Genomic DNA, 15,258 nt, shown 5'->3' with positions numbered 1-15,258 from the left:
GCCTCAGCGGCAAATTTCTTGCCTCTGAGGCAAAAAGCTTCGGTGTCAGCGGTTGGCGACCGCCTGCTTGACAAGAGTCTTGCCGAAGTCCCACACCAGTCCGCCCTCGTGCGCGTCGTCCATCACGGCCGTGAAGGCGTCGACGAACCGGTCCACCTCCCGCTCGCCGACGATCAGCGGCGGGATCAGCTTGATCACTTCCATGTGGTCGCCGGAGACCTGGGTGAGGATCCGGTGCTTTCGGAGCAGCGGCACGACGACCATCTGCGCGAAGAGTCCCTTGCGCGCGGCCTGGAGCATGGTCCAGCGGCTGCGCAGTTTCAGCGACTTCGGCCGGCCGAACTCGATGCCGATCATCAGCCCCCGGCCGCGCACGTCGGCGAGCATCTCGTACCGGTCCGTCAGCGCCGCGAGCCGGGAGCGGAGCTGTTCCCCGGTGGCCCGGACGTTCGCGACGATCTGCTCGTTCTCCATGACCGACAGCACCGCGAGCCCCGCCGCCATGGCTTGGGCGTTGGACCCGAAGCTCGCCGAGTGGACCAGCACCCGGTCCATGGACGAGTAGACCTTCTTGAAGATCCAGTCCTTGCCGATCGTGGCGCCGACGGGCACGTAGCCGCCCGAGAGCGCCTTGGCGACGCACACCAGGTCGGGCTCCACACCGTCCTCGTGCTGGTAGCCGTAGAAGTCGCCGGTGCGGCCGAGGCCCGTCTGCACCTCGTCGGCGATGAGCAGGGCCTTGTGCCGGTGCAGCAGGTCCTGCGCGGCCCCCATCCAGCCGGGCGGCCCCTCCAGCACGCCCTTGCCCTGGATCGGCTCCACGATCAGGGCGGCGACATCGCCCTTCTTCAGCTCCTTCTCCAGCGCGTCGAGGTCACCGAGCGGGACGGCCGTGTCGGGCAGCAGCGGGGCGAAGCCGTCGCGGAAGGCGGGCTCGCCGTTCACGGACAGGGAGCCGGTGGTCAGTCCGTGGAAGGCGTGCGCGCAGTACAGGACCCTGGGCCTGCCGGTGACGAACCGGGCGAACTTCAGCGCCCCTTCGACCGCCTCGGTGCCGCTGTTGCCGAAGAACACCCGGTCCAGGTGCGGGCTGTGCGCGAGCAGCTTCTCGGCCAGCAGCCCGGGCAGTGGCTGGCAGTCGAAGCGGGTGAGGTCGGCGAGGGAGGCGTCCATCACGTCGTGCAGCGCCTTGCGGACCACGGGGTGGTGGCGGCCCAGGCCCATCACCCCGAACCCGGCGAGCATGTCCAGGTAGTCGTTGCCGTCCTCGTCCCAGAAGTAGGCGCCCTCGGCGCGCTCGTAGACCTTGTCGAAGCCGATGGTGTGCAGCATGCGCGGGAGCTGGTGGTTGAGGTACCGGGTGTGCAGCTCGTAGCGCTCGGCCCCGCGCTCGGCCAGCAGCTTGCCGAGGTCGAACTCCCCGGCCTGCGACGACTCCGGCGCGGACTCGGCGGTTGTCATTCCTGTGGCTCCTTGGACAGCTCTTCCTTGACGGTCAGACTCGCGCTGATCCGTCCGGCGATCTCGACGGGCGTCAGGCCGATGTCGGCGAGCACCTCGGCGCGCTTGCCGTGTGCGAGGAACTGCTCGGGGATGCCGAACCGCCGCACCGGTACGTCGACCTCGGCGTCACCCAGGGCGAGCGCCACGGCCGATCCGACCCCGGCGGCGCGGCTGTTGTCCTCGACGACGGCGACCAGGCGGTGCTCGGCGGCGAGAGCGGGCAGCGCCGGGTCGACGGGCTTGACCCAGCGGGGGTCGACGACGGTGCAGCCGATGCCGCGCGCTTCGAGCAGCTCGGCGGCCTGGAGGCAGACCGGCGCCATCACGCCGACGGCCACCAGGAGAACCCGCGGCCGCGGGGACCGGTGCAGCACGTCGAGTCCGCCCACCCGGTCCACGGCCGGGATCGCCGGGCCGACGGACTCCTTCGGGAATCGCAGCAGCGTCGGCGCGTCGTCGACGGCGACCGCCTCGCGCAGCTGGGCGCGCAGCTGGTCGGCGTCCCGGGGCGCGGCGATCCTGAGCCCGGGCACGACCTGGAGGACGGACAGGTCCCACATGCCGTTGTGGGAGGCCCCGTCGACCCCGGTGACACCGGCCCGGTCCAGGACGAAGGTCACCCCGCAGCGGTGCAGGGCCACGTCCATGAGGAGCTGGTCGAAGGCGCGGTTGAGGAAGGTGGCGTAGACGGCGACGACCGGGTGCAGGCCGCCCGTCGCCAGTCCCGCGGCTGACACGGCCGCGTGCTGCTCGGCGATGCCGACGTCCCACACCCGGTCCGGGAACCGCTCGGCGAAGGCACCGAGGCCGACCGGGTGCAGCATGGCGGCGGTGATCGCCACCACGTCGTCGCGTTCCTCGCCGATACGCACGATCTCCTCGCCGAACACGGAGGTCCAGGAGGGTCCGCCCGCCGGGGACAGCGGTGCGCAGGTCAGCGGGTCCATGACGCCGACGGTGTGGAAGTGGTCCTCCTCGTGGGCGAGGGCGGGTTCGTAGCCGCGGCCCTTCTCCGTGAGGCAGTGCACGAGGACCGGCCCGTGGAAGCGTTTCGCGCGCCGCAGCGCGGACTCCACGGCCCCGATGTCGTGCCCGTCGATCGGGCCGACGTACTTCAGGCCCAGGTCTTCGAAGAGCCCCTGCGGGGCGAACGCGTCCTTGAAGCCCTTCTTGGCGCCGTGCAGGGCCTCGTAGAGGGTGTTGCCGACCAGGGGCGTGCCCTGGAGCAGGTCCTTGCCCCAGGCCAGGACCCGCTCGTAGCCGTCGGTCGTGCGCAGCGTGGCGAGGTGGTTGGCGAGGCCGCCGATGGTGGGGGCGTAGGAGCGTTCGTTGTCGTTGACGACGATGATCAGCGGCCGGTCCTTGGCGGCGGCGATGTTGTTCAGGGCCTCCCAGGCCATGCCGCCGGTGAGGGCGCCGTCGCCGATGACCGCGACGACGTGGCCCTTCTCCCCCTGCACCTGGCGGGCCTTGGCGAGCCCGTCGGCCCAGCCGAGCGCCGTGGAGGCGTGGCTGTTCTCGATGACGTCGTGCTCGGACTCCTCACGTGAGGGGTAGCCCGACAGGCCGCCCTTGCCGCGCAGCTTGGAGAAGTCCTGGCGTCCGGTCAGCAGTTTGTGGACGTAGCTCTGGTGGCCGGTGTCCCACAGGATGCGGTCGGCCGGCGACTCGAAGACCCGGTGCAGGGCGACGGTCAGCTCCACCACGCCCAGGTTGGGTCCCAGATGGCCCCCGGTCCTGGCGACCGCGTGCACCAGGAACTCCCGAATCTCTTCGGACAGTTCCCCCAGTTCCGTCTCGGACAGCGCCTTCAGGTCACGTGGTCCCCGGATGCTCTCCAGAATCGTCACGCTCGGGCCCCCTTCGCATTGCGTGCTGCTCAGCTCACGGTGACGGCGGGCTCCCCCGGCCCCACGCCGTCCTGCTCCATCTGCTCGGCGATCTTCATCGCCTCTTCGATCAGCGTCTCGACGATCCTGGACTCGGGGACGGTCTTGACGACCTCGCCCTTGACGAAGATCTGGCCCTTGCCGTTGCCCGAGGCGACCCCCAGGTCGGCCTCCCGTGCCTCGCCGGGGCCGTTGACCACGCACCCCATGACGGCGACCCGCAGCGGCACCTCCATGCCCTCCAGACCCGCCGTGACCTCCTCGGCCAGCTTGTAGACATCGACCTGGGCGCGACCGCAGGACGGACACGACACGATCTCCAGCCGGCGTTCCTTGAGCCCGAGGGCCTGGAGGATCTGGATGCCGACCTTGACCTCCTCGGCGGGCGGCGCGGAGAGCGAGACGCGGATCGTGTCGCCGATGCCCTGGGAGAGGAGCGCCCCGAACGCCACCGCCGACTTGATCGTGCCCTGGAAGGCCGGGCCCGCCTCCGTCACGCCCAGGTGCAGCGGGTAGTCGCACTGCTCGGCAAGCTGCCGGTAGGCCTCGATCATCACGACCGGGTCGTTGTGCTTGACGGAGATCTTGATGTCGCGGAAACCGTGCTCCTCGAACAGGGACGCCTCCCACAGCGCGCTCTCCACGAGCGCCTCCGGGGTGGCCCTGCCGTACTTCTGGAGCAGGCGCCGGTCCAGCGACCCCGCGTTGACGCCGATGCGGATCGGGGTGCCGTGGTCCTTCGCCGCCCGGGCGATCTCCTTGACCCGGTCGTCGAACTGCTTGATGTTGCCGGGGTTGACGCGGACGGCCGCACAGCCCGCCTCAATCGCGGCGAACACGTACTTGGGCTGGAAGTGGATGTCCGCGATCACCGGGATCTGCGACTTGCGGGCGATGGTCGCGAGCGCGTCCGCGTCGTCCTGCGTGGGGCAGGCGACCCGGACGATCTGGCAGCCGGACGCGGTCAGCTCCGCGATCTGCTGCAAGGTGGCGCCGATGTCCGACGTGCGGGTCGTCGTCATCGACTGCACCGACACCGGGGCCCCGCCCCCGACCGCCACCGGACCGACCTGGATCCGGCGCGAGACGCGCCGCTCGGCGATCGGCCGGACCGGCACCTCGGGGACACCCAGTGAGACAGCCGTCATGACCTCACTCCCGGTTCCCGGAGACCGTCTCGCGCATGGCGCGCAGCGACTCCTTCAGCGATCCCATGGTGGCGAGGACGGCGGTGGGCTCGTAGCCGCAGTGCGCCATGCAGTTGGCACAGCGCGGGTCCTTGCCGCGGCCGTACTTGTCCCAGTCGGTGTCCTCGACGAGCTCCCGGTACGTCGGCACGTACCCGTCGCTCATCAGGTAGCAGGGGCGCTGCCAGCCGAAGAGCGAGTAGTTCGGGATCGCCCACGCCGTGCAGGGGAAGTCGACCTTGCCCTCCAGGAAGTCCAGGAAGAGCGGGGAGTGGTTGAGCCGCCAGCGCCGCCGGTTGCCGCCCGCGAAGGCCTTCTTGAACAGCTCGCGGGTCTGCTCGACGCCGAGGAAGTGCTCCTGGTCGGGGGCCTTCTCGTAGGCGTAGGCGGGCGAGATCATCATCTCGTCGACCTCGAGGTCGTCGTTGAGGAAGTTCAGCACCTCGATGATGGTCTGCGGGGTGTCGGTGTTGAAGAAGGTCGAGTTGGTGGTGACGCGGAAGCCGCGCCGCTTGGCCTCCTTGATCGCCTCCACGGCCTCGTCGAACACGCCCTCCTTGGCCACCGACTCGTCGTGCCGCTCACGCAGTCCGTCGATGTGCACCGCGAAGGCGAAGTAGGGCGACGGCGTGAACTTTTCCATCTTCTTGCGCAGCAGCATGGCGTTGGTGCAGAGGAAGACGTATTTGCGCTTGGCCACGAGCTGACGCACGATCTCGTCGATCTGCGGGTGCATCAGCGGCTCGCCGCCGGCGATGGACACCATCGGGGCGCCGGACTCCATGACGGCGCCCACGGCCTGGGCGACCGGCATCCGCTGCTTGAGCACTCCGGCCGGATGCTGGATCTTGCCGCACCCCTCGCACTTGAGGTTGCAGGCGAACAGCGGCTCCAGCTCGACGATCAGCGGGAACTTGTCGCGACGGCGGATCTTCTGTTCGGCCAAGTATGTAGCGACCTTGATGGACTGTCGGAGCGGCATGGCCATCTGGCTCACCTCCTGGGGAGCAGCAAGGAACGGTGCCATTCGAAAAAAGCGGGAAGGACGGAACGAAGAACACGGAAAGCTGATATTCCACCGCGCACCGTGCCGATCCGGACGAGTTCATGTTCAGGAGCGTCCACGACCACCCGGACGGCCGCAACCGGGCGCTCGCCCGCACGCACGGCGCTCAGGAGCGTGACGGCGGACTCCATGTCGACCGCGATCGCGCCGGTGGCGCGCAGGGCGGTCCGCTCGGGACCGCGTACGACGTGGTCGGAGCCGGTCAGCGGCCCGGTGTGCACGGTCCGGCCGGGCAGCGCGCGGGCCAGCTCCTCGACCAGCAGTTCGGTCCCGACGCACGGTGTCGTGCCGCGCGGGTCGCGGGTCTCCTCGGCGACGACCAGATCGCCGGGGTGCATGCCCGGCGCGAGCCCGGCGCAGAAGCCGGTGGCCAGCACGGCCGCGTCGCGCAGGGCCGGGTCGGCGAGCACGCGCGTGACGGCCCGCTCGGCCGCCGCCGGCCCCATGCCCGTCCGCAGCACCGTGACCGGCCCGTCGGCCCCGCCCCGGCCGCCCGCGCGCAGGGCGAACTGCTCGATGCCGAGCGCGCAGGCGATCAGCAGCGGGGCGGGGACGGGCTGTGCGCTCATCCGCTCCCCTTGGCCCCGGCGAGCGGCTCGCCGCCCCCGCTCCCCGCAAGCCCGGCGGCCTCGCCGGTGCCCCGCGGCTGTCCGGCCTGTGCGCTCCCCGGACGGTTCTCCGCCTCTCCGCGGCCCCGGAGCCCATCGGCCGTCCCGCTCCCGTGCAGTTTTTCGGCGAAGGGCTCCCCGTGCAGATACCTGCCGAGCGCGGTGAGCGGGAACACCTGCCGGTAGAGGTGGTAGTTGATCGAGAAGTCCCACGGGAAGCCCGTCCCCGTGAAGTACGGCTCGTCCCAGGAGCCGTCCTCCCGCTGCGTCGCGGCGAGCCACTCGACCCCGCGTTCGACGGCCTTGGAGTCCCGTTCCCCCGCGGCGAGCAGGGCCATCAGCGCCCATGCCGTCTGCGAGGCGGTCGAGGCGCCCCGGCCGCTCCATCGCCTGACGTACTTGTAGGAGCGCAGGTCCTCGCCCCAGCCGCCGTCGTCGTTCTGGACCGACTCCAGCCAGGCCACGGCCCGCCGGATCGCCGGGTGCGCGGCGGGGATGCCGGCGGCGGTCAGGGCGGGCACCACGGACCCGGTGCCGTACACGTAGTTGACGCCCCAGCGCCCGAACCACGAGCCGTCCGGCTCCTGCTCGGCGAGCAGCCACTCGATGCCGCGCCGGGTGCGCGGGTCGTGCGCGAGCCCCTCGACGGCCAGCATCTCCACGACATGCGCGGTGACGTCGGCGGAGGGCGGGTCGATGACCTCGCCGAAGTCGCAGAACGGCAGCCGGTTCGGGAAGGGGCTGGTGTTGTCGACGTCGAAGGCGGCCCAGGCGCCGTTCTTCGACTGCATGCCGAGGGTCCAGCGGACACCGCGCCCGATGGCCCCCTCGACCCGCTCCGGGTCGTGATGGGCGATCCGGCGCAGGGCCAGGATCACCTCGGCGGTGTCGTCGATGTCGGGGTAGTTGTCGTTGTGGAACTCGAACGCCCATCCCCCGGGCGGAAGTTGGGGCCGCTTCACGGACCAGTCACCGGGCCGGACGATCTCCTCGCCCAGCATCCAGTCGGCCGCCTTCACCAACTGCGGGTGATCGGCGGGCAGTCCGGCGTCGACGAGGGCGATGGCGGCCAGGCAGGTGTCCCACACCGGCGACTGGCAGGCCTCGATCATCCGGGCCCCGTCCTCGCGCCACACGGCGAACCGGTCCAGGGACGCAAGTCCCTCGCGCATCACGGGGTGTTCCAGGTCGTAGCCGAGCAGGTGCAGGGCGATGATCGAGTACACGGCCGGGGGCTGGATGCCGCCCCAGCAGCCGTCGTTCTCCTGCCGTTCGATGATCCAGCGGGCGGCGCTGTTCATGGCGGCTCTGCGCAGTGCGCGCGGGGCGACCTTCCGCAGGGCGTGCAGGCCCTTGTCCATCCGCTGGAAGGCCCCGTCCCAACTGAACGGCGGCGCGAGGGGCTTGGCCGGGTTCGGATCGGCGGGGTCGGTGTGCAGCTCGTCGAGAGGGAAGGGCGCGGGGCGTACCGGCCGCTTCGCGGAGACGATCGTCAGCGGGACGATGGTCTGCCGCGCCCAGCAGCCGAAGTCGTAGATGTTGAGCGGCACCCACTTCGGGAGGAACACGAGCTCCGGCGGGAGTTCGGGCAGGTCCTCCCACTTCCACCAGCCGAACAGGGCCAGCCAGATCCGGGTGAAGACCCGGGCGGCGGCGATGCCGCCCTGCGCGCGGATCCAGGCGGAGGCCTTCGCCATGTGCGGGGCGTCGGGCGCATCACCGGCCAGGCGCAGGGCGACGTACGCCTCGATGGTGGCGGACAGTTCGCTCGGCCCGCCGTAGAAGGTGGCCCACGTGCCGTCCTCGCCCTGTTCGCCGCGGATGAAGAGGGCGGCTGCCCGGGTGGTCTTCTCGTCGCGGATGCCGAGGAACTGACGGAGCAGCAGGTCCTCGGCGTCCATCGTGACGTTGGTCTCGAGGTCGCCCTTCCACCAGCCCTGGGCGTCCTGGCGGGAGAGCAGGTAGTCGGTGGCGCGCCGGGCGGCGCGGGCGGCGGCTTGCGGTACCCCGGCCGCCGCCGCGGGGTTGTCGGTGTCGGTGTCGCTGGCCGCGGCGGCCCGGGGTGACAGGGCCCCGGTGCTTCCGTCGGTCGTCGCTGTCATGGCTTCCCCTTCGTGCAGTGGTGCAAGGTGTGCAGCTGCTGTGGGTCCGCCGTCGGCCGGTGCTCCGTGCTGGCTCGCGGCACCGGCCGGCGACTACGCGAGGGTTATTCGGCCGATAGTGATCATCTCTTTCGTACGACGACGAAGTCCGCGAGCGCCGTGAACTGCTCCCGCACCCGGTCGGGCATGTCGACGGAGTCGAGGGCTTCGATGGCGATGGTGTGCTGACGGCGTGCCTCGTCGGCGGTCCACTCGCGGCCGCCGGCCTGTTCGATGAGGGCGGCGCGGGCGGCGAACTCCTCCTCCGAGAAGTTCTCCACGTCGCTGCTCTTGGCGTCGGCCGCGAGGATCTCGCCGAGCCGCTCGGAGGCGGAGCCGCCCGCGGCGAGGGCGGCCACGACCGGCAGGGACTTCTTGCGCTGGCGCAGGTCGCTCCAGGTCTGCTTGCCGGTGGAGACCGGGTCGCCCCAGATGCCGAGCAGGTCGTCGACCGCCTGGAAGGCCAGACCCAGGTGGTAGCCGTACTTCTCCAGGGTGTCGGCGGTGCGGTCGTCGGCGCCGCCGAGCACCGCGCCGATGGAGCTGGCGCAGGCGAGCAGCGCGCCGGTCTTGTTGCCCTCCATCTCCAGGCACTCCTCCACGCTGACGCGGTCGCGGTGCTCGTAGGAGATGTCCTGGGCCTGGCCGTCGATCAGGGCGCGGCTGGCGGTGGTCAGACGGCGGGTGGCACGGCCGGCCTCTACGGTGCCGAGTTCGAGGAGCACCTCGTTGGCGAGAGCGAACAGGGCGTCCCCGACCAGGATGGCCTGGGCGGGGCCGTGCACTTTCCAGACGGTGTCACGGTGACGGCGCTGCTCGTCGCCGTCCATGAGGTCGTCGTGCAGGAGGGAGAAGTTGTGGACGAGTTCCACGGCGACGGCGCCGGGGACGCCGATCTCGGGGGCGGCGGACATCACCTCGGCGGACATGACCGCGAGGGCGGGGCGCACGGCCTTGCCGCCGTCGCCCTCCGCGGGCCTGCCCTGGGCGTCGATCCAGCCGAAGTGGTAGGCGGCAACAGTGTCCATGGGAGGTGCCAGGCGGTCGATCGCCGCCCGCAGTACCGGTGTGGCCAGGGTTCGGCCGCGCTCCAGCAGCGCGGTCACGTCCACCGCCTCGGCAGTCTTAGAGGCCGGGGGCACAGTGGGCACAGTCTCTCCTCTTGTCGCGGTACCGGGGGTGCGGGGGCCGTCTGCCGCTTCGGCCTGAGCAGGCATCATGCCGCCTCCTCGAAGACGAAGAGGTGCTGCGGACGGGGCCGGCCCAGGGCGCCCAGCACGGCGTCCGCCGCGCTCACACCACTGCGGACCGCACTCTCCATGGTCGCGGGCCACCCGGTGGCGGTCCACGCTCCGGCCAGGTAGAGGCCGGATGCCTTGGTGCGGGCGCCGGGCCTGAGGCGCCCGACGCCGGGGGTGGGAGCGAACGTCGCGGTGCGCTCCCGGGTGACGAAGAAGTCCTTCACTTCGGCGCCGCGGGCCGGCGGCAGCAGCCGCTCCAGCTCGGGCAGGTACCGCTCGCGCAGCACGGCCACGGGCGCGTCGATCTCGTCCTGCGCGACCGACTGCGACAGGGCGAGGTACTGGCCCTCGCGCAGCCCGGAGGCGTCGGTGCGGTCGAAGACCCACTGCACGGGGCTGCCCAGGGCGGCGAAGAACGGCCGTGCGAGGACCTTGCGGTCGTACACCACATGGACGTTGAGGATCGGCGCGGTGCCGATCTCCAGGAGCCGGTCGGGTGCGTCGAGGGCGCCCGCCGGCAGCAGGGCGTGCGCCTCGCGCTGGGGTACGGCGAGAACCACCGCGTCGGCCTCCAGCGTCTCGCCGGGGACCTCGACGCTCCACCGCCCGTCCCCCCGCGGGGAGACGGAGGTGACGCGGGTGCGGACCTCGGTGCGCACGCCCGCGGAGTCGAGGGCCGTGCGGGCCAGCCGGTCGTGCAGATCGCCCAGCGGGACGCGGGCCCAGCCGATGTCGGCCGCGCCCGGCTCGGACAGCAGACCGGTCTTGAACACCATCGCGGCGAGTGCCAGGGAGGCGTCCGAGGCGACCGCGTTGAGGGTGGCGATCCCGACGAGGTCCCACAGCGCCTCGACGGCGCGTGCCGACTGGCCGTGCGCGGCGAGCCAGCTGCCGAAGTCCTGCGTGTCCAGCGCCGGGTCGGCGAGATCGAGTCCCTTGAGCGCGAGTGCGGCGCGGCCGACCTTGGCACGGTCGGCGAGCGACAGGTGCGGATAGGTGGCGAGGCTGCGCCCCAGGTGCAGCGGCACGGGCAGGGCGTCCCGCCGCAGCCTGCCCAGCCGGCGTCCCTCGGGCCGCGCGAGGTCCACCACGGGTACGTCGAGCCGGTCCTGGAGCGGGGCGAGCGCCGCGCCCTCGATGCGGTCGAGGAACCAGCGGTAGGCGGTGCAGCACCGCAGGTAGACGTGCTGGCCGTTGTCGACGGTGAGGTCACCGCGCCGGAAGGAGAAGGCGAGACCGCCGAGCCGCGGCCTGCCCTCCAGCAGGGTGACGCGCACCCCGGCGTCGGCGAGCGCGAGCGCGGTGGTGACACCGGCGAGCCCGCCGCCCACCACGACGGCGTGCCGCCCCGGTGTGACCGGTCCCCTGGACCGTGTGCCGTGGGTCATCGCGCACCCTCCCCTGCGGCCGGGTCCCGGTGCTCGAACGGTGTACGGCCGGCCGTCTGTGTCAGGGACGCGACGGTGGGCCGCGGGGTTGCTCGCCGGTGGTCCGCGACGGTCCGTCCGGCTGGGGCGTCGTGGCCGCGCCCGGCCGTCGAGATGGTGTGAGTGCGGTGGCCGGGCCGTCCGCCGGCGACCGCGGCCCGCCCGCGTCGGAGCACGGGAGTACGCACCGGCTCGGTGGCACGGCAGGCCTGCGCGGCGCGCGCCGCTGCGCCCCGCACCGCACCGCGTCCGTCCGGCCGGGCCGTCACGCACGCCTCCTGACGGTCCGTCGGCTCACGTGCCGGGCGTCGAGGCCGGACAGGCCGCGCACGGCGACGTAGGCCTTCTCACGGCCGGGCAGGGAGACCCGGCCGCGCAGCACGGCCTCCGGGTCGCGTTCGATGCGGTCGAGGAGGCGGCGGTAGATGCCGGCCATGGCGGCGACGCAGGCACCGCTGCGCCGGTCGAGCATGGGCAGCAGCCGGTAGCCCTCGGCGAACAGAGCGCGGGCTCGTCGCACTTCGAAGTGCACGAGGCCCGCGAAGTCGGAGCCCTCCGGTGGCCGTGGCCCGCTGAAGCCGGCCGAGCAGCCGAACTTGGCGAGGTCGTCGGCCGGCAGATAGGTCCGGCCGCCCACGGCGTCCTCGCGGACGTCTCTGAGGATGTTGGTCAACTGGAGCGCGAGACCGAGTGTGTCCGCATACTCCGGCGCGCGGTCGACGCCGCGCGCCCCGGGTTCCGTGCCGAACACGCCCAGCGAGAGACGCCCGATCGCCCCCGCGACACAGCGGCAGTAGACCTTCAGGTCGTCCCAGGTCTCGTAGGTCTCGCCGCGCACGTCCATCTGGACGCCGTCGATCAGTTCGTCCAGGCCGCCGAGCGGGATCGGGAAGTGCCCGGCCGCGTGCGAGAGGGCGACGGCGACCGGGTCCGTGTCGTCCTCGTCGACCCCGTCCCGGCGGATACGGGTGAGCAGCGAGCGGGTCTCCTCCAGCCGGGCCACCTTGACGTCGTCGGCCAGCGCGCCGTCGCCGATGTCGTCGACCCGCCGCGAGAACGCGTACAGCGCCGACATCGCACGGCGCTGCGGCGTCGGCAGCAGCCGGATGCCGTAGGCGAAGTTGCGCGCCTGCCGCCCGGTGACGGCCTCGCAGTAGCTGTAGGCGGCGAGTACCGGTGGGGACGCGTGTGGTTCCGGCTCCACGGTCCGGATCACCCCTCTCCTCGCAGAGTCACGCCCGCCTCACGCAGCAACCGGACCTTGCCGGGCTTGGGCGGACCGGGAAGTACGTCGAATTCGGCGGCGGCGATCGCGTGGAGGGCCGCCCTTCCCCCCGCCACGAACCCTGCGAGCAGCAGCTTCAGCCTGCCGTGGACGCTACCCACCAAAGGGGCGCCTTCATTCAGCAGATCCCGGGCCCTTTGCGCTTCGTATGCGATCAGCGCGCGGACCGACGCCCCGGCCGACTCAGCGGCGAGATCGGCTTCCTGGACGTGGAAGCGCTTCATGTCGGCCGCGGGCAGGTACACCCGGTCGCGGGCGAGGTCCTCCGCCACGTCCTGGAGATGCTCGACGATCTGCAGGGCCGTGCAGATCATGTCGGAGCGGCGGACGCGCTCGGGCGTCGAGGCGCCGGTGACGGCGAGGACGAGACGGCCGACGGGGTTGGCGGACAGCTCGCAGTACGCGAGCAGGTCCTCGTAGGTCTCGTAGCGGCCGACGAGCTGGTCCTGGCGGTTGGCGGCGATCAGGCCGAGGAACGGCTCGGGGGTCAGCGAGCGGCGGCGCACGGTCGGCTGGAGACGGCGCAGCAGGGGGTGGCGCGGCGTCGAGTCGAAGACCCGGCGCAGGTCGGCCTCGAAGGCGTCCAGCAGGACCAGCCGGTCCTCGGCTTCCTCCGGGGACAGCCCGAGCAGGCGGGCGTCGGCGCCGCCGGGGGCCAGGTCGCCGTCGCCGATGTCGTCGACCAGGCGGGCGAAGCCGTAGACGGCCATGAGGTCGGTGCGCCAGGCGCGGGGCAGGAAGAAGGGAGCCACCGGGAAGTTCTCGCCGGCGGCCTTGTCGAGCGTGCCGCGCTCCGGATCGAGGGCGCGCGCCGTGCCGGTTCCCGTCACCGCCGGCTGCCCTGCGCGGGGACGGCACGTGCTGCGTGGAGCTGGGGGATTTCCGTAGCCATCGCCGTCACATCTCCCGTTCTACACTGCCGACCCAATACACACTATTTCGGACACGCCGCCCGGCCGTCCGCACGGTGGTCCGACGGGCGGTGTCGCGCATTATCGCCCTGATTGCCGTGTTTCGGGACCGGTACAGCTTACGTTGTACAACGCGACACGGTTCGTCAGGGTGTCCCGCGCATCACGAGAACGCACCGATTGGCCCCAAGATTCCTGCCACGGGCCGGAGTTGACGCTTCCTTTGCAGACGCCGGGCCCCGCCGGAACAGTTCCGCCGGGGCCCGGTCCGCTGTGGTGCTACTTGCCCGTGAACTTCTCGTACTCCTTGAGCACCTCGTCGGTCGGGCCGTCCATGCGCAGCTCGCCGCGTTCCAGCCACAGGACGCGGTTGCAGGTGTCGCGGATGGACTTGTTGTTGTGGCTGACCAGAAACACCGTGCCGGCTTCCTTGCGCAGCTCCCGGATGCGGTCCTCGGAGCGCTTCTGGAACTTGCGGTCGCCGGTGGCGAGGGCCTCGTCGATCATCAGGACGTCGTGGTCCTTGGCCGCGGCGATGGAGAAGCGGAGCCGGGCCGCCATGCCGGAGGAGTAGGTGCGCATGGGCAGGGTGATGAAGTCGCCCTTCTCGTTGATGCCGGAGAAGTCGACGATGTCCTGGTAGCGCTCCTTGATCTCCTCGCGGGACATGCCCATGGCGAGCCCGCCCAATATGACGTTCCGTTCGCCCGTGAGGTCGTTCATCAGGGCCGCGTTGACGCCGAGGAGCGAGGGCTGGCCGTCGGTGTAGACCTTGCCCTGCTCGGCGGGGAGCAGGCCGGCGATGGCGCGCAGCAGGGTCGACTTGCCGGAGCCGTTGGAGCCGATCAGGCCGACGGCCTCGCCGCGGTAGGCGACGAAGGAGACGCCGCGCACCGCGTGCACCTTGCGCACACCGCGCTCCGCGTCGTCGGAGCCCCTCTTGAGGATGCGGCTGAGGGCGGCGGTGGCGCTGCCCTTGCCGGACTTGGCGCCGTTGACGCGGTAGACGATGTGCAGGTCGTCCGCGATGACGGTCGGGATCCGCTCGTCCTGCTTCTGCTCAGCCACGGCCGTACCTCTCCTCCGCCTTCCAGAAGTACACGAAACCGCCGATGGCGAACAGCACGGCCCAGGCGCCCGCGGCCGCCCAGACGTGGTCGGGCAGGTACTTCGCGTCGTACTCGTCGATGAGCGAGAAGCGCATCAGGTCCATGTAGATCGCGGCCGGGTTCCACTGCAGGACGTTCGCGATCCAGGACGGCTTGTCCGCCAGGAAGATCGGGATGGAGAACATCACGCCCGACGCGTACATCCAGGTCCGCATCACGAACGGCATCAGCTGCGCGAGGTCCGGGGTCTTGGCGCCCGCCCGGGCCATGATCATCGCCAGGCCGGTGTTGAAGCAGAACTGCAGGGCGAGCACCGGCACGATCAGCAGCCAGGACAGATCCGGGTAGTGGCCGAAGCCGATCGTGACCGCGAACAGCACGATCATCGAGAAGAGCAGCTGCTGGAGCTGCTGGAGCGCGAAGGAGATCGGCAGCGAGGCGCGCGGGAAGTGCAGGGCGCGCACCAGGCCGAGGTTGCCGGAGATCGCGCGCACGCCCGCCATCACCGAGCTCTGCGTGAAGGTGAACACGAACACGCCGGTGACCAGGAACGGGATGTACACCTCGCGGGGCAGACCGCGGTCGGCCTCCAGGAGCAGGCCGAAGATGAAGAAGTACACGGCCGCGTTCAGCAGCGGTGTGGCCACCTGCCACAGCTGGCCGAGCTTGGCCTGGCTGTACTGGGCGGTCAGCTTCGCCCGGGAGAAGGCGAGGATGAAGTGCCGCCGGTCCCAGAGCTGACGGACGTACTCGATGAGGGACGGCCGGGCGCCGCTCACGCTCAGCCCGTGCTTGGCGGCGAGTTCACTCGCCGTGAGGCCCTCGTCGGGCGCCGCGGGCGCGCTCACCGCGACCGTGGCGTCGTGCGTTGTCTCACTCACTAGTGGAAAC

The 15,258-nt window shown here is 71.2% G+C and carries 13 protein-coding genes; all 13 read right to left on the bottom strand.

The features are described from left to right. Nucleotides 1-45: 45 nt before the first annotated feature. Nucleotides 46-1,461 carry an aspartate aminotransferase family protein gene (locus tag AC0665_RS11165; RefSeq protein WP_478704865.1) on the bottom strand — a complete coding sequence of 472 codons (1,416 nt, stop codon included), beginning with the start codon at nucleotides 1,459-1,461 and terminating at the stop codon, nucleotides 46-48. Further along, the gene (gene dxs, locus AC0665_RS11160) at nucleotides 1,458-3,353 is read right to left on the bottom strand and encodes a 1-deoxy-D-xylulose-5-phosphate synthase (protein WP_478704864.1); all 1,896 of its coding nucleotides are present in this window, start codon (nucleotides 3,351-3,353) and stop codon (nucleotides 1,458-1,460) included. Before dxs ends, AC0665_RS11165 begins: the two co-directional genes overlap by 4 nt. Nucleotides 3,354-3,382: 29 nt before the next feature. After that, a complete protein-coding gene (ispG, locus tag AC0665_RS11155) occupies nucleotides 3,383-4,540 on the bottom strand; it encodes a flavodoxin-dependent (E)-4-hydroxy-3-methylbut-2-enyl-diphosphate synthase (protein WP_468632491.1) in 1,158 nt (385 codons plus the stop codon). A 4-nt stretch (nucleotides 4,541-4,544) separates the two neighbouring features. After that, nucleotides 4,545-5,567: an adenosyl-hopene transferase HpnH gene (hpnH, locus tag AC0665_RS11150; RefSeq protein ID WP_468632489.1), complete on the bottom strand. Its 1,023-nt coding sequence runs from the start codon at nucleotides 5,565-5,567 to the stop codon at nucleotides 4,545-4,547. Nucleotides 5,568-5,572: 5 nt separating this feature from the next. Beyond that, nucleotides 5,573-6,214: a phosphorylase family protein gene (locus AC0665_RS11145; RefSeq protein WP_478606051.1), complete on the bottom strand. Its 642-nt coding sequence runs from the start codon at nucleotides 6,212-6,214 to the stop codon at nucleotides 5,573-5,575. Further along, on the bottom strand, nucleotides 6,211-8,355 hold the full coding sequence (gene shc, locus AC0665_RS11140) for a squalene--hopene cyclase (protein ID WP_478606053.1): 2,145 nt from the start codon (nucleotides 8,353-8,355) through the stop codon (nucleotides 6,211-6,213). Before shc ends, AC0665_RS11145 begins: the two co-directional genes overlap by 4 nt. 122 nt (nucleotides 8,356-8,477) lie before the next feature. Continuing rightward, nucleotides 8,478-9,545: a polyprenyl synthetase family protein gene (locus AC0665_RS11135; RefSeq protein ID WP_478606055.1), complete on the bottom strand. Its 1,068-nt coding sequence runs from the start codon at nucleotides 9,543-9,545 to the stop codon at nucleotides 8,478-8,480. Nucleotides 9,546-9,610: 65 nt separating this feature from the next. Then, the gene (hpnE, locus tag AC0665_RS11130) at nucleotides 9,611-11,023 is read right to left on the bottom strand and encodes a hydroxysqualene dehydroxylase HpnE (RefSeq protein ID WP_478704863.1); all 1,413 of its coding nucleotides are present in this window, start codon (nucleotides 11,021-11,023) and stop codon (nucleotides 9,611-9,613) included. Continuing rightward, a complete protein-coding gene (locus tag AC0665_RS11125) occupies nucleotides 11,020-11,238 on the bottom strand; it encodes a DUF6380 family protein (RefSeq protein WP_478705034.1) in 219 nt (72 codons plus the stop codon). The genes hpnE and AC0665_RS11125 overlap by 4 nt, the downstream gene beginning before the upstream one ends. Nucleotides 11,239-11,327: 89 nt before the next feature. Next, nucleotides 11,328-12,278 (bottom strand): presqualene diphosphate synthase HpnD, encoded by a 951-nt coding sequence (gene hpnD, locus AC0665_RS11120; RefSeq protein WP_468632481.1) that lies wholly within the window; start codon nucleotides 12,276-12,278, stop codon nucleotides 11,328-11,330. Next, the gene (gene hpnC / locus AC0665_RS11115) at nucleotides 12,275-13,177 is read right to left on the bottom strand and encodes a squalene synthase HpnC (protein WP_468404015.1); all 903 of its coding nucleotides are present in this window, start codon (nucleotides 13,175-13,177) and stop codon (nucleotides 12,275-12,277) included. Before hpnC ends, hpnD begins: the two co-directional genes overlap by 4 nt. A gap of 360 nt (nucleotides 13,178-13,537) precedes the next feature. Then, a complete protein-coding gene (locus AC0665_RS11110; RefSeq protein WP_363116791.1) occupies nucleotides 13,538-14,326 on the bottom strand; it encodes an ABC transporter ATP-binding protein in 789 nt (262 codons plus the stop codon). After that, nucleotides 14,319-15,248, bottom strand: coding sequence for an ABC transporter permease (locus AC0665_RS11105; protein WP_363116792.1), 930 nt, complete (start codon nucleotides 15,246-15,248; stop codon nucleotides 14,319-14,321). The genes AC0665_RS11110 and AC0665_RS11105 overlap by 8 nt, the downstream gene beginning before the upstream one ends. Nucleotides 15,249-15,258 lie beyond the last annotated feature (10 nt).

The sequence above is a fragment of the Streptomyces sp. NPDC043685 genome, assembly GCF_056436585.1.
The sequence above is the reverse complement of the archived record's forward strand: the minus strand, read 5'-3'. Positions and strand labels throughout refer to the sequence as shown.